The organism is Microbacterium sp. A20, from assembly GCF_004794515.1.
Classification (GTDB): domain Bacteria; phylum Actinomycetota; class Actinomycetes; order Actinomycetales; family Microbacteriaceae; genus Microbacterium.
In genome coordinates this window covers 1-18,757 of sequence record NZ_SSDF01000044.1, presented here as the reverse complement: position 1 = coordinate 18,757, position 18,757 = coordinate 1, and the positions used below count along the sequence as shown (strand labels likewise).

General features: G+C 64.3%; 21 protein-coding genes and 1 pseudogene. 2 read left to right on the top strand and 20 right to left on the bottom strand.

The window, feature by feature from the left end; genetic code table 11:
• From DW298_RS03030 to DW298_RS03020, 3 genes and pseudogenes are all read right to left on the bottom strand, one after another.
• A pseudogene (locus tag DW298_RS03030) lies at positions 1-273 on the bottom strand (heavy metal translocating P-type ATPase); the annotation flags it as partial.
• Between the two features lie 52 nt (positions 274-325).
• Positions 326-649 carry a heavy metal-associated domain-containing protein gene (locus DW298_RS03025; RefSeq protein WP_136041019.1) on the bottom strand — a complete coding sequence of 108 codons (324 nt, stop codon included), beginning with the start codon at positions 647-649 and terminating at the stop codon, positions 326-328.
• A 30-nt stretch (positions 650-679) separates the two neighbouring features.
• On the bottom strand, positions 680-961 hold the full coding sequence (locus DW298_RS03020) for a metal-sensitive transcriptional regulator (protein ID WP_136041018.1): 282 nt from the start codon (positions 959-961) through the stop codon (positions 680-682).
• Between the two features lie 488 nt (positions 962-1,449).
• Here DW298_RS03020 and DW298_RS03015 point away from each other — a divergent pair, with 488 nt between their 5' ends.
• Both DW298_RS03015 and DW298_RS03010 read left to right on the top strand, forming a co-directional pair.
• Positions 1,450-2,019, top strand: a complete 570-nt coding sequence (locus DW298_RS03015) for a TlpA disulfide reductase family protein (protein ID WP_061015475.1) — start codon at positions 1,450-1,452, stop codon at positions 2,017-2,019.
• Positions 2,016-2,777: a cytochrome c biogenesis protein CcdA gene (locus DW298_RS03010; protein WP_136041017.1), complete on the top strand. Its 762-nt coding sequence runs from the start codon at positions 2,016-2,018 to the stop codon at positions 2,775-2,777. Before DW298_RS03015 ends, DW298_RS03010 begins: the two co-directional genes overlap by 4 nt.
• Before the next feature lie 98 nt (positions 2,778-2,875).
• On the opposite strand, the gene DW298_RS03005 is transcribed toward DW298_RS03010, so the two are convergent.
• The 17 genes from DW298_RS03005 to DW298_RS02925 all read right to left on the bottom strand — a co-directional run.
• Complete coding sequence (locus DW298_RS03005; RefSeq protein ID WP_168429447.1) at positions 2,876-4,231, bottom strand: M23 family metallopeptidase; 1,356 nt, start codon at positions 4,229-4,231, stop codon at positions 2,876-2,878.
• 193 nt (positions 4,232-4,424) lie between these two features.
• Entirely contained in the window at positions 4,425-5,108 is a 684-nt protein-coding gene (locus DW298_RS03000; RefSeq protein ID WP_026049677.1) for a copper resistance CopC family protein, read from the bottom strand.
• A complete protein-coding gene (locus DW298_RS02995; protein WP_052492866.1) occupies positions 5,105-6,874 on the bottom strand; it encodes a cytochrome c oxidase assembly protein in 1,770 nt (589 codons plus the stop codon). The genes DW298_RS03000 and DW298_RS02995 overlap by 4 nt, the downstream gene beginning before the upstream one ends.
• A gap of 125 nt (positions 6,875-6,999) precedes the next feature.
• Positions 7,000-7,515, bottom strand: a complete 516-nt coding sequence (locus tag DW298_RS02990; protein ID WP_042538292.1) for a DUF3515 family protein — start codon at positions 7,513-7,515, stop codon at positions 7,000-7,002.
• Entirely contained in the window at positions 7,500-9,104 is a 1,605-nt protein-coding gene (gene lnt, locus DW298_RS02985; protein ID WP_079112071.1) for an apolipoprotein N-acyltransferase, read from the bottom strand. Before lnt ends, DW298_RS02990 begins: the two co-directional genes overlap by 16 nt.
• Positions 9,088-10,038 carry a cytochrome c oxidase assembly protein gene (locus DW298_RS02980; RefSeq protein ID WP_042538291.1) on the bottom strand — a complete coding sequence of 317 codons (951 nt, stop codon included), beginning with the start codon at positions 10,036-10,038 and terminating at the stop codon, positions 9,088-9,090. The genes lnt and DW298_RS02980 overlap by 17 nt, the downstream gene beginning before the upstream one ends.
• 25 nt (positions 10,039-10,063) lie before the next feature.
• Positions 10,064-10,399 (bottom strand): DUF6804 family protein, encoded by a 336-nt coding sequence (locus DW298_RS02975; RefSeq protein ID WP_042538290.1) that lies wholly within the window; start codon positions 10,397-10,399, stop codon positions 10,064-10,066.
• On the bottom strand, positions 10,396-10,935 hold the full coding sequence (gene lspA, locus DW298_RS02970) for a signal peptidase II (RefSeq protein ID WP_053098498.1): 540 nt from the start codon (positions 10,933-10,935) through the stop codon (positions 10,396-10,398). The genes DW298_RS02975 and lspA overlap by 4 nt, the downstream gene beginning before the upstream one ends.
• Positions 10,928-11,605, bottom strand: a complete 678-nt coding sequence (locus tag DW298_RS02965; RefSeq protein ID WP_052492864.1) for a copper resistance CopC family protein — start codon at positions 11,603-11,605, stop codon at positions 10,928-10,930. Before DW298_RS02965 ends, lspA begins: the two co-directional genes overlap by 8 nt.
• Entirely contained in the window at positions 11,598-12,512 is a 915-nt protein-coding gene (locus DW298_RS02960) for a cation diffusion facilitator family transporter (RefSeq protein WP_042538288.1), read from the bottom strand. Before DW298_RS02960 ends, DW298_RS02965 begins: the two co-directional genes overlap by 8 nt.
• Positions 12,513-12,521: 9 nt before the next feature.
• Positions 12,522-13,508, bottom strand: coding sequence for an NAD(P)-binding domain-containing protein (locus DW298_RS02955; RefSeq protein WP_042538369.1), 987 nt, complete (start codon positions 13,506-13,508; stop codon positions 12,522-12,524).
• Positions 13,508-14,173, bottom strand: coding sequence for a thioredoxin domain-containing protein (locus DW298_RS02950; RefSeq protein ID WP_136041016.1), 666 nt, complete (start codon positions 14,171-14,173; stop codon positions 13,508-13,510). The genes DW298_RS02955 and DW298_RS02950 overlap by 1 nt, the downstream gene beginning before the upstream one ends.
• 70 nt (positions 14,174-14,243) lie before the next feature.
• Positions 14,244-14,774 (bottom strand): hypothetical protein, encoded by a 531-nt coding sequence (locus DW298_RS02945; protein ID WP_136041015.1) that lies wholly within the window; start codon positions 14,772-14,774, stop codon positions 14,244-14,246.
• Positions 14,775-14,899: 125 nt separating this feature from the next.
• Positions 14,900-16,780 (bottom strand): cation-translocating P-type ATPase, encoded by a 1,881-nt coding sequence (locus DW298_RS02940; RefSeq protein ID WP_052492874.1) that lies wholly within the window; start codon positions 16,778-16,780, stop codon positions 14,900-14,902.
• A gap of 206 nt (positions 16,781-16,986) precedes the next feature.
• Positions 16,987-17,322 (bottom strand): metalloregulator ArsR/SmtB family transcription factor, encoded by a 336-nt coding sequence (locus DW298_RS02935; protein WP_074731945.1) that lies wholly within the window; start codon positions 17,320-17,322, stop codon positions 16,987-16,989.
• A 271-nt stretch (positions 17,323-17,593) separates the two neighbouring features.
• Complete coding sequence (locus DW298_RS02930) at positions 17,594-18,439, bottom strand: F510_1955 family glycosylhydrolase (RefSeq protein WP_042538283.1); 846 nt, start codon at positions 18,437-18,439, stop codon at positions 17,594-17,596.
• Positions 18,440-18,586: 147 nt separating this feature from the next.
• Positions 18,587-18,757 (bottom strand): DUF305 domain-containing protein (locus tag DW298_RS02925; RefSeq protein ID WP_136041013.1); only part of this gene is annotated, 171 nt, incomplete at its 5' end.

Below are 18,757 nucleotides of genomic sequence, written 5' to 3'. Positions count from 1 at the left end.
CATCGAGAACATCATCGAGAACCCGACCACCGGCACCGCGAGGAGCAGCATGATCCAGAACAACCGGCGGAACTGCCCCACGTGATCCCCGTGGCCACCATGCCCGGCGTGCCCCTCGTGCCCGGTTCCGTCGTGCGGTGCAGCGTGGTCCTGGCTCATCGCCGTGTGGTCGTGTTCCGTCGCGGCCTCGCTCGCGTGGTCGTGCTCCGTCGTGGCCGCCGGCGTGTGATTGTGGTGCGCGGTATAATCGGTGCGTTCGTCGTGCTGGCTCATCGGGGACTCCTTGCTCGGATGCGCGCGGGTGACCGGTCGCGTCGGGTGCGGCTCAGACGTCGCTGGTCGGGAGGGCGTAGCCGGCCTCCTCCACCGCGGCCTTCACAGCAGCGGGATCGACCGGTGCGGTGCTGCGGATGGTCACCCGGGAGGTGCCACCCGAGTTGAGATCCACAGTGACAGACTCGACGCCGTCGACAGCGCTCAGTTCTTCGCTGACGCTCGACACGCAATGTGAGCACGTCATACCGTCGACCAGCACCTCGGCTGTCACCGCAGCATCACTAGGTGCGGATGTCTCCGCGCTCGATGGCGCAGCGCAGCATGCGCAACCAGCGTTTGCATCCTTCAGCCCGAGCTCGATGCGATCAGTCATGATGTCTCCTTCAATAAGACAGACGTGTGGTCATGAACGAACCAGGCGGGCAATCGCTTCGTTGGCCTCGCGCACCTTCTCGGCCGCGACCGCGCCGCCCTCCGCACTGGCTTCCGCGACACAGTGACTCAGATGGTCACTCAGCAGCGACAACGCCACCGTTTCGAGGGCCTTCGTCGCCGCAGAAACCTGCGTAAGGATGTCGATGCAGTACTTGTCCTCATCGACCATCCGTGCAATACCTCGTACCTGACCTTCGACACGGCTTAAGCGCTTGCGCAGATCCGCTTTGTTATCGTCATAGCTGTTCACACCCTCAGAATACCCCCTAGGGGTATATAACTCAAGGAACAGCGAAGGCAGTCCCGCTACGCCCCGTTGCCTCGGGTAACTGGTGCATCACGGATGACGTGGGGTGGCGATCACGGTTGGCAACGAGGGCAGGTCGTACGGCTGCCACCTGCACTACGAAGTGAAGCCCGACAGCGAGTGCGTGAAACCCGCAGACCTTCATGGAGTGCGTCGGCGTGACCTTGCTGCTCTAACGCGATGCCCCGCGAACTATTCAGCTACCTGGCCAACATCGTGACGGCCGTAGCCGGCGGTGACTCATCAGCCTACTTTGGCGCTACTGCCCTCAGGCTGCCAGAGTCCGTCACGACGTGCCCTGGAGAACATCGGAAGCGGCAAGCGAGTCGCGGGCGGTGGCCTGGTTCGGCGGACGCATAGGTGATGTGTATAGGGTGCGAAATGTGCGTCGAGACCCTCGCTTTCGTAAAGCTCGTGGTGCGGTCGGGGTCATGCTCGCTGCGGTGTTCGCGATCGGCCTAATCGGATGTGCGCCGGATCCGGTCAGCGATTCCTTCCTACGGGGCGAGAACACCGGCTATGTGGCCGCCAACGGCTCAATCGCCGAGATCCCGGTGGCCGAGCGGAGCGAACCCGTGGTCTTCAGCGGCGTAACTGAAACTGGCGATGATTTCGACAGCGCCGACAACTCTGGCAAGGTCACGGTGGTCAATTTCTGGTATGCCGGGTGCGCGCCGTGCCGCGTCGAGGCGAAGGATCTCGAGAGCGTTTGGCAAGAATACGGCGGCGAGGATGTAGCTTTCATCGGCATCAATACCCGCGACCAGGCCGACACTGCCCAAGCATTCTCTGAAGAGTTCGGCATCACCTACCCGAGCCTGATCGACGTGAACACGGCCGAGGCGAAACTCGCTTTCTCCGAAGTCGTGCCGATCCAGGCGACACCGACGACTCTCGTGCTCGACAAACAGGGCCGTGTCGCCGCCCGCATCATCGGACCCATCGACGGCACCTCGATCCTCTCGACACTCGTCAAGGACGCTCTGGCGGAGACACCATGAACGCCGACACCATCATCGGGTCCGGCGCGCTCTGGCTCGCAGTCCCCATCGCGATGCTCGCCGGTCTCGTGTCGTTCCTGTCGCCCTGCGTGCTCCCGCTGGTCCCCGGCTACCTCGGCTTTCTCGGCGGGACAGTCTCACCGAGCTCGAAAGGTGACGCGACAAACGCAGCCGCACCTGAGCGCCGACGACTCGTGTTCGGCGTGCTGCTGTTCATCCTCGGCTTCAGCGTCGTCTTCGTTCTCATCACTGCGCTGGGCGGAACGGCTGGCGTGTTCTTCCTACACTGGGGAGACCTGGTCACACGCATCCTCGGGCTCGTCGTCGTCCTCATGGGGCTCGTCTTCCTCGGGTTATTCAGTTTCGCCCAGAGGGAGGTCCGCTTCCACGTCAGCTCACGGGCCGGGATCGTAGGGGCGCCGCTACTCGGAGTGGCACTCGGTATCGGCTGGGCGCCATGCATGGGACCTACATTGGCCGCGATCATCGCGCTTTCATTCAATGCTGGCGACCCTGTCCGTGCCGGCTTCCTCGGCCTCGCGTATTCGCTCGGCCTCGGCATCCCGTTCCTGTTGGTCGCATTCGGGTTCGGTTGGGCGGCGAAGACGGTCGAGTTCCTCCGTCGTCACATCCGGGTGGTGAACGTATGCGGAGGCATACTGCTGATCGTCCTCGGAATCCTGATGGTGACAGGGCTGTGGACCGACATCATGTCGCGGCTGACGGCGGTGATGGGTAGCGTCATTCTCCCTCTCTGAGATCCCTAGCAAGGATGTCGCGAGTGACGACTGGAGCAGCCCTCTCTACCCAACTGGTCATTGTGGGTGGCGCCACTTCGTGCTCCCATGTCGGAGCCTTAGATATAGACGCCGCGGTCTTCCATGAATCGGACGGGGTTGGTGTAACCACCATTGATGTAGACCTCGAAATGCAGATGGCAACCGAAGGAGCGTCCAGTGTCACCCGCGTAAGCGATGACCTGGCCCGAATTGACCCATTGCCCCCTGCCAACGAGGATGCCACTGGGTTTGATGTGCGCGTACCCGGTGCTGACGCCCCCGCCGTGTTGGATGCGGACGTAATTGCCGTAGTTGCCGTTCGCGCCGGCGTAGTCCACTGTTCCGGAGTTGGCGGCGTAGATCGCCGCTCCGCAGCCATTGGCCATGTCCGCGCCGTAGTGGTAGCTCGAGGAGCAGCCCTGCGAACCGCAGATCGGGGTCCGCGGGCCGTAGCTTGAACTTCGGCCGCCCCCGTGGGGCCGGACCCAACCGCCGCTACCGGCAGAGCCTCCGCCGCCGCCGTTGCCGCCACCGTTGGCTGCCGCTTCCGCGGCTTCGCGTTCGCGACGGGCGCGCTCTTCGGCCTCGCGCGCGGCCACACCCGACTGGTAACCAGCGACAGTCTGCGTGGTGGTGTCTTTCAGCGCGGCGAGCTGCGCCTGCATCGTCTCGAGGTTCGCGGCTTGCTCGTCGAGCGCGGCCTGTGCGGCGTCGGCCGCTTCTTGTGCCGCAATCATCTTCTGCTCTGCGACCTGCTGCAGGCGGTCTCGTTCGTCGCGGGCAACCTTCGCCTGATCGGTCAGCGATTGGGCGGTGTTGCGCGCCGAGATTGCGCCATCGTAGACCGACCGGTTGTACTCGAGAAGCTTGTCCATGGTGCCCAGGCGTGACAGGAGCTCATCGGCGTTGGCCGCGGAACCGGAGAAGAACAGTTGCAGTGCTGAATCATCTCCACCGTTGCGATACAGCTGTGCCGCAACTTGACCGGCCCTGCGCGCAGAGGTTTCGGCAATCGCTGATTGTTCGTCCGCCTGCGCCTGCAGGCTCTGAGCTTCCGTGATCGCAGCGAAGTACTCCTGCTGCGCTGCATAGAACTCGTCGGAGGCTGTATCGGCAGCAACGTGAGTCTCAGCGACCTTCCGCGTCAAGGACTGGATCAGCCCTTCGATTCGGGTGATCTCGGCACCCTTGGCAGCTTCGTTGTTCTTGGCGCGTTGCACATCGTCCCAACTCGGGTACGACGCAGCGTACGCCGCTGAGTCGCCGGAGCCGATGCCGAGTGCAGCGAATGCAGCGACACCGAGCGCGCCGAGCCCGAAAGCGCCACGTCGAGTAACACTCAGCTTCCAGAACGAGTCGCGTTCGGCGGGCGTGGGTGCACAACCGCATTCTTCAGCCGCCTCCGTAGCCGCAGAGACGAGTCGTCCGTTCACTGTGCCCTCTCCTCGAGCTCGGCTTCGTGGATTCTGCTGCCATGGGCGCGCAGATTGGCCACGCTTGCATTGCCCGCCGTCTGGTCCATCGGCCGTACGTGGCCGCCGAAGTCGCGCCGACTCGCTCGTGATCTCTGATCAGTGGCCCATATCTGTCGCATCGAATTCGAGTTCGACTGTCCTGACACGAAGTTCACGCTTTCGGGTCCGTGTGGATGTCGGGGCTCACCTTGTTGTGTTTGTTCTTTTTCACTTGCCGTACGACAACGGTGGTGGCGATCACCGCGGCACCTATGACAGCCACGGCGATGATGAGCGGGATCGCGATCGAAGCCACCTCGTTCTCGCCTGCGGATGCCGCCGGGGCAGGGGTGTCCGCTGCGGGAGGTTCGGTAGTTGGCACAGCAGAGGGCGACGCCTTTGCCGGTTGCATCCGTGATTGTTCGTTCCCGCATGCTGGTTGGTCCCATCCCAGCCCTGGCTCGATGCCGGTGGGAGCGTACGTGAACGTGAAGCTCTCGGATATGGGGTGACCGTCGCTGGAGACGGCGTTCCAAAGCACGGTGTAGACGCCGGGTTCTCCGAGTGCGACCGGGGTGGTGAGGATGTTGCGGTCGATGGTGGAGCAGCTGGATTCGTAGAAGAGGCCGTCGGGTCCTTGCACTTGGGCGAAGCTTGCCTGGCTGAAGTCAATGAGTTCCCCGCTGAACGTGAGAGCGACGTCGTCGAGTTGGGTGACGGTTTCGTCTGCCCCGGGCACGGTGTCCAGGAGGTTGTCGTGCGCGAGAGCTGCGGGGGCCGGTGCGGCCACGATTCCCAGTGCGATGAGGGCAAGAAGTGTGCTGGCGAGCCAGCGGGTGCGGTGGGTGGAGGTCACGGGCGTGGGTCCTTTCGTCCGGCGGGCACGGGGGTGCTGTCGGTAGGTCTGTTGTTGCGTTTCGTGTGGAGGACGGAGAAGCCGGTGAGGATTGCGAGCATTCCCGCGATCATCAAGGTGGCGGCTCCGGCGAGGGCCTGGTCCTGCAGGGGGGTGGGTCCCCACGTCCGCCCCATGGCGCCAAACCACTCCGCGACGATGAGGTCGGAGCGAGCGATAGTGGCGATGCCGAAGAAAGTGGCCACGCCTGTGAGCGCAGTGAGTGAGGCCACACGCCACCGCCCCTCGGGAGTCGTGGACGCGTTCGGGGAAAGCGATCGTACGAAGAGGCACCCGGTGACGAGGAGCTGGCTGATCATCCATTCCGCTCCGAGCTGGTCGTAGAGCGACCATCGGAACAGGTCGGAGTAGTGGAACAACCACAGCGACGTGGCGAACAGGGACGCGGCGACGACGGGGCGACGAGTAAACCGGGCCAGGGGGCTGTGGGCGGCCCAGAGAAGCCATTCGCGCGGTCCTCGGCTTCCATCGTCCCGTGGGTGGATGACCAAGGTTGCGAGGGTGATCGGCGCCGCGAAGACAAGGAGCAAGGGGATCGCGAGACTGAGGAGAGCGAAGGCGAGGAATCGCATACTGATGAGCGAATCGTCATAGGCTGCGATCGGCCCACTGGTCGTCCACAGAAGCGCCCCCATCCCCGCAATCCAGCTGATCGTGCGCCTGGCTGGCCACGGATACCCGCGGCGCCGTGCGCGTCGGACGCCGACGAGGTAGAAGACGATTCCGAAACCCGCGACGAGCACCCAAAGGAGGTCGGGACTCCACGCCGTGAACCATCTCTGCAGGGTGAGTGCGACCGGGACGGGTGCGTCGGTGAGGATCTCCGCGGCGGTGGTCTGCGGCAGGGTGATCGCATCGGCGGGGGCGGCGGTGCGGGCGAGGGCGGCGGCGACCCCGCTCGCGACACCCATGAAACCGAGTTCGACGCACACGATCATCCAGAAGGCGCCACGGCCCTCGCTGGTCTTTGCGATGAGTCGGCGGCGGTAGGCGGCACCCAGGACGCCCATGACCAAAAGCGCGCCGATCTTTGTGAGAAGGAGGATGCCGTACGGTGAGGCCAAATCCTCCCACCGGCCGAGGGCTGTGAGCGTCCGCGCGTATCCCGAGACGGCGACGCCGATGAACGCGATGAGCGCCACCGTCGAGTACCGGCGGAGCAGGTTCTCGAGTTCGCGCGGCGAGCTGATCGGTCGCGCGACGACGAGCAGGATGAGCCCCCCGAGCCATACTGCTGCTGAAATGACATGCAGGACGAGGGACATGACAGCGGGATCGTGATTGGCGAGCTCACCCGAATGACCTTGGGTGGCCATGGGAATCAGACTGATGATCGCAAGCACGGTTGTGATCATGACCGCACCATAGCTGCGAACAGCGAATGCGAGGACTGTCACGACCGAAGCGAGGATCGCGGTGATGAGCCATGATCGTCCCAGCTCCGTGTCGAGGAGGAAGCGACCGAGCTGCGTGCCGAACTCGGCACTCAGGTTAACTTGCGGATTGAATGAGGACAGGAAGGTGAGGTAAGCCACCACCCCGCTTGTGAGGGTGAGGGTCGCGGCGCCGGCGGAGGCAATATCGAGCGCGACGGTGAAGGGCTTCCCTGCCGAGGGGAGAGCGAACACCGCCAGCACCAGGGGCCCGAGCATCGCCGCACCGGACAGATTGACGAACAGTTTCGCGGCCGGGAGTCCCCATCGCACGAGCGCTCCAGGGTCACTCGCGAGTCTTGGTGCAGCTCCTCCACCAATCACGAGCCCGATGACCACAGCGATGAGTGCGGCGGCAACGAGAATCGTCGGTCCAACGATCCGGAGAACAACGGGATTCATGGAGTGGTATCCCCTGTCTGAGCGCCAGCAGCGTCCGGGTCTTCCGTCACAGGTGCCGTGCATTCACCGGTCTTGGGGAGCTGCTGGATCGCCCCGGCAAGAGATTCGAGAACCGCGTCCGCCGACAGGGTGGTCGTGTCCACGTACACCTGGGCAGCTGGATCTCGGCCGTAGGTTGTGAGCCGCAGATTCGGGGTCTCCTCCTCGTCGACGATCCAATCGACGCCCCCCAAGCTGACACATTGCAGCGTGGTGGGGGCCGGGGGCTCCAACCCGCAGGTGAGGAGCACGCTACTGGGGGTGCCCCATCCTGCGGTGGCCTGAGCGTCCGTCCAGACGCGAGCCTGGTCGCCAATCGAGTCCGGTAATCGTACGGTGACCTCTGCGCACAGCGGGTCATTCGCGTTCGCTGCGGGCTCGAGGTGGACGGTGGGTGCGCAGCTGGTGAGCACAAGCAGTGCGCACAGCGCCGCGCCAGAGGTCAGAATCTTGAGCTTCACAACGTCATCCATCCGTCTTCCTGGGAGTCAGCATGCGTCCGTCGCTGTCGGATCGACATGACGAGCAGCGCTAGTACCGTTCCGATACTGAGCATCCAGCCGAGCCACGGCATCAGCACGACAGCGAGAGTCGTGCCGGCGCGGAGGGGGACCTCGGTGATCTTCGCCGCGGTCGTGTCCACCGCAACCTGAGCCAACACTTTTCCATCGCGGCCGATGACTTGACTGGTCCCGGTGGTGGAGACGTTCACCGCAGTTCTCCCTGTTTCGAGCGCGCGTATGCGGGCGATGGTCAGCTGTTGGAGGTTCTCGTCCGTGCCTCTGAAATCCGCATTGTTGGTTTGAAACACGAACATCTGCGCGCCAGAGGACGCGCTCTGGTGGATGACGTCGTCGTAGATGACGTCGAAACAGATCGCCAGACCGATGGGCACATCGCCAACGTTCATGAGGGGCGTGTTGGAGCCGGGCGTGTACTCGCGTTGTATCAACCCGATGAGATCGGGGGCGATGGCTTCGTAGAACCAACGGTCCGGCACGTATTCGCCGAAAGGGACGGGGTTGGCCTTGTCGTGGAGCTGCTGCGGCCCGGCGCTGGTCCACAGCATCGAGGTGTTGAACGTGTCAGCTCCGCGGGTGGTTGCCGCATTCACCAGTGCCGGAGCGCCAGCACCCTGCACGAGTCGATCAAGGCGGCCTGCGACGGCGGCATCGCGCAGGGGATCGGCGTCGACGGCCCCTTCTGGCCAGACGAGAAGGTCCATTTCACGCCCCAGGAGCGGAGCGGTCGCTTCTTCCTGTGCGCGCAGGATGTCACCTGTTGTCCTGGTGTCGAAGTAGCCGCTGGGACCGTTGCCCTGCACCCATCCGACGCGCATCATTCCCGCTTGCTCAGTCGGGAACAGAGGGACGGCCATCGCGGCAACGACGATGACCGCCGCTGCTGCTCCCGGCTCCCACCGGCGGAGGGTGAGGGCTTCCACGACGCTTGCGCAGACGAGGATTGTCAGGAAGGTCAGCCCGGTTGTCCCCACCCAGGAAGCGGCTTCCGCGAGCGGGCTCTCGGCAAGAGTGAAGCCGATTCGCGCCCACGGGAACCCGGTGTACGGCGCATTCCCCATCAGCGTTTCCCGCAGCACCCACACCCCGGCGACGAGCACAGGAGTGATCGCGTGATACCCGAATCCCGCCCGCGTGGTGGCGACACGATAGGCGAGTGCGATCAGCGCACCGCCGGCACCGAACAGCAGGGATTCCAAGCCAGCCAGCGCGACCCATGGGATGGGCCCCAGAAACCGGGTCACCCATACCAAGTGAGTGAAGTAGAAGGCCGTCCCGTAGACGAGGGAGATCAGGAACGCCCCGGGAACAGAGCGTCCGCGAAGCGTCCACAGCCCGATGGTTGCGCTCACGAACGTCGCGGGCCACCACCCGGACGCGGGGTAGGCGAGATCCAGCATGCCTCCTGCGATGGCGGACGCGACGATCGCTACGGGAAATGGCACCGCAGCTGCCAGGAGCGCATCGTGCGCACTGGCGTTGCCGCGCCGTGGTCGAACGGAGAGGGCGTGTCCCACCAACGGGTCAGCGGTCACGGTCATGAGTGCCCAGGTTTTTCAGGTAAGCGTTGTACGAGTCGAGGTCGGCGTTCCCGTGCACGTCGGCATACCGATCCGCCGCGGCAGCACGAGCGGTGTCGCTTCGGAACCAACGATGCATCACGTAGATCAACATCAGTACGGTCGGGGCTTCACCGTAGGACCATGCCAGAGCGCCGGCTAGCTGCTGATCGGCGAGGGGATCGATGCCCAGTGCTTCGGTGGGCGCGACGAACGAGCCGACCAGGATCGTACTGGCCATCATGAGAAACACCCCGAAGAATGCGTGGAGCGCGGCTTCGGCAAAGACGTCCAGTGCACGGGCACCGTGACCCAACCTGACCGGCAGCGGATCGGAGGACAGGATGGGGATGGTGAAGAGCACGCCGGCGAGGAGGAATCCGACCTCGAGTGCGACGTGACCCCCGGGGAGAGCGAGGATGGCATCGGCAGCACCCGCAAGGTAGATGCCGTAGAACGCGAACAGGTAGAGCGGGACAGTGGCCCACGGACTGAGTATCCATTTCGCGGCCGGGCTTCGAAGAGCACCGTGGGCCGCTGTGAGGACTAACCGTCCCGCTCCATGATGCGGTGTCGCTCGCAGAAGAAGGGTGCCGGGAGAGCCCAGGACGAGGAGCGGCGGCACCATCATCATCAGAGTGAGCTGCTGGAACATGAAAACGGACACCAGCGCCTGGCCGTAGGTTTCAACGCCTAGACCAGTGACCGCCGCGAGGAGAACACACCCGAGAAGGAAGCTGACCGTTCGCCACACGGGCCACCGACGCCCGCGCGTCCACAACCGGATCGCTCCGACCAGATACAGCACAGCGAGGATCCCCGCGACTATCGGTAACACCGGAAGCGGGATGTCCGCCGGTGCGAGGAACGCCTGCAAAGACGGGGGACTTTCGAGGATCTGGCCGCTCACACGCATGGTCGTGACAAGAAGATCGCGCTGTTCACTTCCGGATCACCTTGATCGTCGCCCCCGCTGCCAGGAACGCCACGGCCGCGATGGGCTGTGCTGTGGTCCACACGACACCGGAGAAGGGGAAGGGCATTACCGGGTTCCAGAGCACGGCGATCGCGAGGAAGACCGGGATCCACCACCAGTGGCGTGCCTGCAGCGCAAACCACGCGACGATCAGCCCGAAAATTGAGGCGATGAAGAGGACGAGGGGCGCCCAATTCGCCTGGAAGAGCGCCGGGGCGAGGAACAGGATCGCGGCGGCGACGAGGCTGGGGGCCAGGGCGTTCCGCTGGTAAGTGGAGGGGACACGTTCTTTGGGACTCATGGGTGAACCGTTTCTTCGGCGGGTACAGGGTCGACGGGATCGGGGCGGGACGAGGGGTCTGGCCGGCGACGGCTTATGCGCAGACCCGCGACGATGAGGAACACGGCACCGATGCCGAGAGCGACATCGGCGAGGTTGCCGATGAACAGGTTCCCGTAGGCAAGGAAATCGGTGACGTGCCCGATCCCGAACGCGGGCGGCGAGAATAAGCGATCGATGAGGTTCCCGATCGCACCGCCCACGATGAAACCGAAACCAACCGCCGACCACACGTTGCGGGCTCGGGTAGCGGCACCGATGAGGGCCGCGGTGACAGCGAGCCCGACGACGGTGATGACCCATGTGGAGCCTTCCCCGAGCGAGAAGATCGCCCCGGGGTTGAAGGCCAGTTGAAGACCGAGCCAGTCACCGATCAGCGGTATACGCGCATCCTGTCGCAACGTGTTCAGAGCAAGAGTCTTGGTGCCTTGATCGATCAGGATAACGATGGCGGCGACGATGAGCACCACGGCCGACCGGCGGACTCGATCACGCATCGGCGTCTTCCCCCGCGGCCGCGGCATCCTCAGCAACTTCGGCGCGATCCCGCTGGTGACGGCGGCGCCCGGCCATCATCACGCCCACAACCCCGACCCCCAGGATGATAGCCAAACCGGAGAGGAAGAATAGGGGCAGCATTTCGAAGGCACCGCCTCCGGATGGTGTGCCGCCGTACGTTTGTGCCGGCGATGCGGTTTCCGTTTCTTCGCTGCTCTGTGGTGAGGCTTCAGGGGTGGGGCTTGCGGTGGTTGTGCCGGATCCCGTGTCCGTCGCGGGTCTGACGGTGTACACGTACTCTCCGCTGATCGGATGCCCATCGGCGGAGACGGTCTTCCATCGGACAGTGAAGACACCGGTCGCGGCGTCCGGGGAGAGGTGCTGCGTGATAACGTCATCGGTCGCCTGGGGGGCGTCGACTGCGACGTTTGCTCCGGTTTCATCGACCACGTCGATGACTGTTGCGCCGTCACCATCCGGAAGCAGCCCGGTGAACATCAGAGAGATCTCGTCGGGAGAGCCGTCGACGGCCGAGTCGGCGTCGGGGTACGCCGAGACGAACTCGTCGTGAGCGGCGGCCGGGGCTGTGGTCCCCAGCACGACGGATGCCGACACCATCAGGGCGGCGGCGGCGAGGGCTGTGATACGTGCCGAGAGGCGTTTATGCATGGGTGTCGTGCTCTCCGGGGTGGGATTCGGGTTCGATCTGGAAGGTGGAGTGTTCGATGCTCACGGCGAAGTGCTCGTTGACGCATTGCTGAAGTGATGTCAGCAATGCGGCGGAAGCTTCCATCGTGACGGTGTCATCGACCACGACATGGGCGGTGAGCGTGGGGAGGTCGGTCGAGACTTGGGTCGCGTGAAGGTCGTGCACCGCGACCACGTGCGGAAGGGCAAGGATGTGGCGGCGGACATCCTCGAGGTCGAGGCCGGCGGGTGTGGACTCCAACAGCACCCGACCGGATGCTCGCAACAGGATAAGAGTGCGGGGAATGATGAGCAGCGCGATCAAGACGCCCGCGACGGCGTCCGCCTGATACCAACCGAAAACGGCGATGAGGATGGCGCTGGCGATGACGCCGACGGAACCGAGGGCATCGTTGACGACCTCGAGGAACGCGGCGCGCATGTTGAGATTGCGTCCGCGGCCGCTGAACAATACGAGCATGGAGGCGATGTTGGCGACGAGACCGACGATGCCGAAGAACAGCAGACTCCCCGATGCGATCTCAGGGGGCTCGAACAGCCGCCGTACGCCTTCCACGAGCGCGAAGATGCCCACCCCGAGCAGCAAAGTTGCTTGAGCGAGCGCACCGAGAACCTCCGTGCGTCGAAGACCGAAGGTGTACTTGGGAGTCGGGGGACGATTCATCAGATGCGCAGCGGTGACGGCCATCGCCAACCCGACGACATCGGTGAGCATGTGCGCCGCATCAACAAGCAGTGCGAGGCTGCCTGTGATGATTGCGCCGATCACTTCGACGATGAAGACCGAAGAGGTGATCGCGAACGCGATGACCAGGCGATTGCGGGGAGTGGCGTCACCGATACCGTGACTGTGCCCTGTGTCTGTCATGGTGCTCCTTTACGGCCGTCCAACGATGTGCCGGGCGACGATCGCCGCATCACGACCCGCCCCAGCGAGGGTGCCCGCATCTGCCCGGGAGTAACGCGGCATGCCAACAGTGAACAGTCCCGGGATGCGTGCATTGACGTGCAAAGGCTGCCCGGGCGGCTCCGAATCGGGCAGCCATGCGTCCGCCGGCCTGTACCCGGTCGCAAGGATCACGGAATGCGGCTTCACGGACGCCCCATCGGCGAACATCACGGTGTCTCCGTGTACCTCCGTCACGGCGGCGGCATGAGTGACGTCTGTCGAAGCTACGCGGGGGCGTGACTCAGACATCGGACCCCGACGTCGCAGCCTCGACCAGATGGGCCGCTCCGACACCTCTGAGGATTCCGCTCGAGTGGAGAGGGTGACGTCGTGGGAGGAAGCGAGCTCTTCTGCAATCTCCACTCCGCTGAATCCACCGCCAACGATCAACACGCGGCCGGGAGGTATCTGGGCGGGATAGAGGTACTGGCTGGAATGCAGCACAACACCGGGTACTGCCAGTTCCAGGCGCCAGCCCGGCACGCGCGGCACCGCGGCAGCTCCCGTTGCACAGACCACATTTCGGGTTTGCACTTCCCCGGCGGAGGTCGACAGATGCAGTGTGGATCCGTCGCCCAACCGGGTGATTCCAAGAGCACGAGTGCCCCACACGGTCTTCACACCGAGGGCGTTCTCCACCGAAGACAGGTAATCGGACATCTCATCCTTACTCGGATAACGGTCTCCATCGCCCGGGAAAGGAAACCCGCGGACGACACTGTGGCGGGCCGCGCTGCGTAGCTTCATCGACTGCCACCGTGTGGCCCAGCTTCGTCGACCGGGAGGTGCAGAATCGATGATCACGAAGTCCTTCTGCGGCTCAAGCCCGGAGGACCTGAGTGCGGCGGCTGTCGCCAACCCGGAGTGCCCGGCGCCGACGATGATGACGCGACGGTGCGATAGCGAACGCGCCATCATTCAGCACCGTTCACCGCGGCTTCAATGGTGTCCTCCAGGTCATTCCACGTCTCCAGCACGACAGGCTCCCCATCGATGAAGAACGAGGGGGTACTGCTGACACCGAGCTGCTCACCCTCGTCTAGATCGAACTGGACCCGTTCTGCAGTCGCCGGATCAGCGACCGCATCATCGAACGCGGCCATATCCAATCCGAGTTCCTCCGCAAATCCCCGGAACAGGTCCGCACGAGACTCTTGAGCCTCACCCCATTGAGACTGCGTCTCGAACAGGCGGTGATACATCTCTTCCAGCCGTCCCTGCTGCGCTGCGGCTTCGGCAGCGATCGCGGCATTCTTCGAGTTGAGATGACCCGGCAACGGGAAGTAGCGGATCACGTACGTGATCTCGCCATCGAACTTGCCACGGAGATCCTCGACGAGGGGATAAAAAGCACCGCAGGCCTCGCACTCGAAATCGAGGAACTCGACCACCGTCACCGCCCCATCTCCTCCGTCATCGAGGACATGCGAGTTCTCACGGACGACCTGTGGACCATCAGCGGCCCCCGTCTCGGGTGCGGCAGCTCGACTCTGATTGACAAGGACGAACACCAGCGCAACGATCAGCAACACCACGGCGAGAGCCACGGTGACAAGTACCGCTTTCATAGAAGATTTCATAGACACTCCAGACACACACAACGAACGAGGACGACCAGGGGAGCGCCATCGAAGAGATGGCGCCGCCAGATCAGGTTCGCGACAGAGAAAGCTGTGTGAGAGAAGGAGGCAATACGAACAGGCGCCCCGTCATGGCCGCCAGTGATGGTGCGCGCGGCAAACGTTCACGAACGCGAGAAGAGGGGACGTGACGGCGGAAGATCCGCGTGACGATGAGCACCAAGAAGCAGCAGAGGATACCCAAGAGGCACCCGGCGACGCCGATCATGATGTCGTTCGCAGTATCCCCAGCCACGACATGTTCCGCAGTTGCGCCGACACCGCTTTCACCCGAACCCGCCGCGACAGGGCCAGCAGAAGACGTACCTAGTGACGACGAGGATGTCGTGCTCAGATACGCAGTCGCATCCGTCGCGTCACGATGGCCGCCCGGCCACGCTCCGACGATGAGAAGAAGTGCCAATCCGAGGGCCGTAATGATCTTCGTTATCATGAACTCGTCGGCGCGGCTGTCGCTATTGCGAATGCGACCTTGGACGACCATGACCTCAGGATGGTACCAGCCCCACCAATCAAGATCTGTTGCGAACCCGAGAGCCACGCGCCCGAAGGTCAAACTGAAGTTACTGTCAGCGTCCGCGTCCCACAACCGAGCAACCCAGTTGATTTCGGGGCCTTCGAAAGTGGCTCCGTGGGAGCGGGGTAGTGCCGTCGAAGCGGGATGGTTCAGACCTGGGCGGGTACGGAGGTTGCGGCAGGTGACCGCAGGGCAGCAGGGCGCCGCGCCGCGCGCACCCCGTTGAGGATGACGAACACTTCCGCGATCTCGTGCACGAGAACTACACCGGCAAGCCCGAGCACGCCGAAGAGGGCGAGCGGGAACAACACGAGGATGATCGCCAAGGCGAGCACGATGTTGGCGGTCATGATCCGGCGACCGCGACGAGCGTGCGCGAGCGCGCCGGGGATCAATCGGAGATCGTTCCCGGTAAAGGCGACGTCGGCAGACTCGATGGCAGCAGCCGAGCCCTTCAGCCCCATGGCGATACCGACGGTGGCGGTCGCGAGGGCGGGGGCGTCGTTGATGCCGTCACCGACCATGGCTGTCGGGCGCGCGGCGGCGAGTTGTTCGATGACCGTGGCCTTGTCCGCAGGGAGCTGCTCTGCGCGGACGTCGGTGATGCCCGCCTGTGCCGCAATCGCGCGGGCGGTGCGTTCGTTGTCCCCGGTGAGCATCGTGATCCCGATACCGGCATCCTGCAGCAGTCGCACGGTTGCGGCGGATTCAGGGCGCAGCTCGTCGCGGATGCCGATGAGCCCGGCAATCTCGCCCTCGGCTTCAACGACGACCACGGTCATGCCGTCTTCGGCCATCTCATCAGCGGCCGAGTGGAGGACTCCGGGGGCGAGCCACCGGACGTTGCCGACGCGGACCAGGGTGCCGTTGACGCGGCCGGTGATGCCGTGGCCGGCGTCTTCGACGACGTCCACGGCTCCAGCTGCGCCGGGGGCGGCCGTGGTGATCGCGGCGGCGAGCGGGTGGCTGCTTGTCTCTTCGACTGCTCCCGCCCAGGTCAACAGCTCGTCCCGTGAGATGCCGGCTGCGGGGCGCACGTCGACGACGGCCGGCTCGTTGCGGGTGAGGGTACCGGTCTTGTCCAGCGCCACCGCCTGGATGGTGCCGAGCTGCTCGAACGCTTCCCCGGACTTGATCACGACGCCGAACTTCGACGCGGACCCGATGGCGCTGATCACCGTGACCGGCACCGCGATCGCAAGAGCACAAGGAGACGCGGCGACGAGGACGACGAGTGCACGCTCGATCCAGGTCGACGGATCTCCGACGATGAATCCGAACACGGCGACAAGGGCCGCGGCGATCAGCACCACGGGGACGAGGGGGCGGGCGATCCGGTCAGCAAGCCGCGCGCGGTCGCCCTTGCGGGCGTGGGCCTGCTCCACGAGGGACACGATCTGGGTGAGCGAGTTGTCGCGCCCGTCCGCGGTCGCCTCGATCCGCAGCGTCGATGCACCGTTCACCGAGCCCGCCGCGACCGCAGTGCCGGGATGCACGTCGACCGGGATGGACTCACCGGTGATCGCGGATGTGTCCAGGCTCGAACGCCCTTCGACAACAACACCATCGGTGGCAACACGCTCGCCTGCTCCAACGATGAGGATATCGAGCTCACGGACATCCGCGGCCGGGATCGTCGTGTCGCCGGCGAGACGAGAGACACGCACGGTCTCCGGGATCAGGGACAGCAGGGCACGCAGACCCTCTTTCGCCCGATCCATCGCACGGTCCTCGAGAGCCTCCGCCAGCGAAAACAGGAACGCCAAGGTCGCAGCCTCACCGACATGGCCGAGCAGAACCGCACCGATCGCGGCAATCGTCATCAGCAGCCCGACGCCAAGTCGACCCCGGATCAACCGGCGGATCGCACCAGGAACGAAGGTGTAGGCGCCGGTCAGCAGAGCAGCCCATTGCAGCACAAGCGCGGGGATTTCGATACCCGCCCACTCGAACGCGTACCCGGCGACCAGGAAAAGGCCCGACAGCGCGGACGGCAGTAGCGCGATGTCGCGCCACCACGGCGGACGCACCTCGATCTCATCGTCATCCACGCCTGCCTTGGACGGCAGCGCCGGTCCGCAGCAAGCATCGCCTTCCTCATGGGCCTCGGAGGACGTGGCATTTCGCACCGGGTCGGGCTCGCAACATGCGTCTCCCGTCCTGTGGGAACGCGTCAACTCAACGCGCTGAATCGTGCGAGCCTTCCGGGGCTCGTCTGGGCCGCAGCACTCTTCACTCATGCGCAGCACTCACACTTCTCGTCCGTGCACGGAAAACCCTCGTCAACGGCGACGACCGCTTCCAGCATGTGTCGTAGGCCCACTGCGAGATGCGGGTCCGCGATCTCGTAACGCGTGCGCCGGCCTTCCGGGGTCGCAACAACCAGACCGCACCCGCGCAGGCACGTCAGATGATTGGAGACATTCGTACGTGTGAGATCCAGTTCGCGAGCGAGCTCAGCTGGATAGCCAGGCACATTCAAGAGCGCAAGAAGGATCCGCGAGCGCGACGGGTCTGCCATCGCGCGACCGAGACGGTTCATCACATCAAGACGAGAAGCAATAGTCAGCACACGATGACTATACAGGCCAAGCTGACCAATCATGCGGCCTGGGCTGACCGTCGGGGAACCGCCTCTGCTTCGCGTCTGTGAACTTTCTAGCGCTTGCCGGTCGAGAATAGACTCACCCATAGTGCGGTTGATACCCCCCCCGGGAGTGCCGTGAAAGCTCCGATGAGGTGGAAGCTCGATATGGCGAGGACCGTGGCGCAGGCGATGAAGACCGGCATGCGTCCGGAGAGGTTGCAGCGCTGATCATGGCGACCGTTCTGGTGTGAGCCACCTACCGGACGGGGGCGAGGACGGTCGTGTCATCGGGTGCGATCTGGACGATGCCGCGGTCATCGACCACAACGAAGCTGTCGTCACCGATCGCGGTGAAGGCCTGGGCGGCCCCTTGGAGGGGGTCGAGGCGCTGCCATGTTCCTTCGGTGTTCTGAGACCAGAGGGCGCCGTCCGTTCCGACTCCTGCGAGCGTGCCGTCGGGTCGGACGTCGAGGGCGTAGAGCAGTGGGGCGTCCGCGACGGGGGCGAAGCTGGCGCCGTTATCGGTGCTGAGAAGTAGTCCTTCTTCTGCCGCCGCGTAGAGACCGTCGTTGGTGGCTGCGAGGTCTGCCGCGGCAAGTGTGGCGCCGCGGTTCCATTCGCGACCGTTGTCAGTGCTGATGAGCAGGTCGACCCCGTCAGAAGCGATCCCGTAGAGAGTGCCGTCCGGTCCAGCGGTGAGGGTATGGAAGTCCGTAGTGCCGGTGAGAGCGATCGGTGACCAGGTTTCGCCGAAGTCGTCACTGCGAATGACGCCCAGGTTTGGGGAGCCGAGCTCTGCGGGTGTCTGCGTGCCCGGGTGTCCGGATGCTAAGAGGGCATCGTCGAGGACGGTGAATCCCATCGCATCGAAGTCGTAGCCTCCGATGGGACCGGCGAGCGCACCTTCGGGTGTGAGGGTGAAGATTCCCCCGTGGGTGGCTACGAAGAGGTTCTCACTGTTTGGGTCAGCGGCGACACCGTGAATGTGTTCGATGACGGGGGGAACCGCATCGGTGCCGGAGGTTTGTGGTGCGGCGCATCCGGTGGCGGTGACGGCTATAAGAGCGATCGCAAAAGCGGGTAGGGGTGAGTAGCGGTTCATATGGCTCCGACTTGAAGAAGTGCGTGCGGGTACGCACCCGGGGTGCGCGAATGAGACACGCAGCGTGGCGTCACCGGTGTGATGGCGAGAGCTGCGGGGAAGAGCCAGCCGAGGGGTGCGGGAGGAATCCCGCACCCCAGGCGTGAATCAGAGCGTGGCGAGGAGGTCTTCCATCGTGGCGATCTCCGTGGTCTGCGCCTCGATGATCGTTTCGGCCAGAGCGACCGCGTCGCTGTTCTGACCGTTGTCGACCTCTTCCTGGGCCATCTCGACGGCACCCTCGTGGTGCTGGATCATCTGCTCGAGGAACAGGCGGCT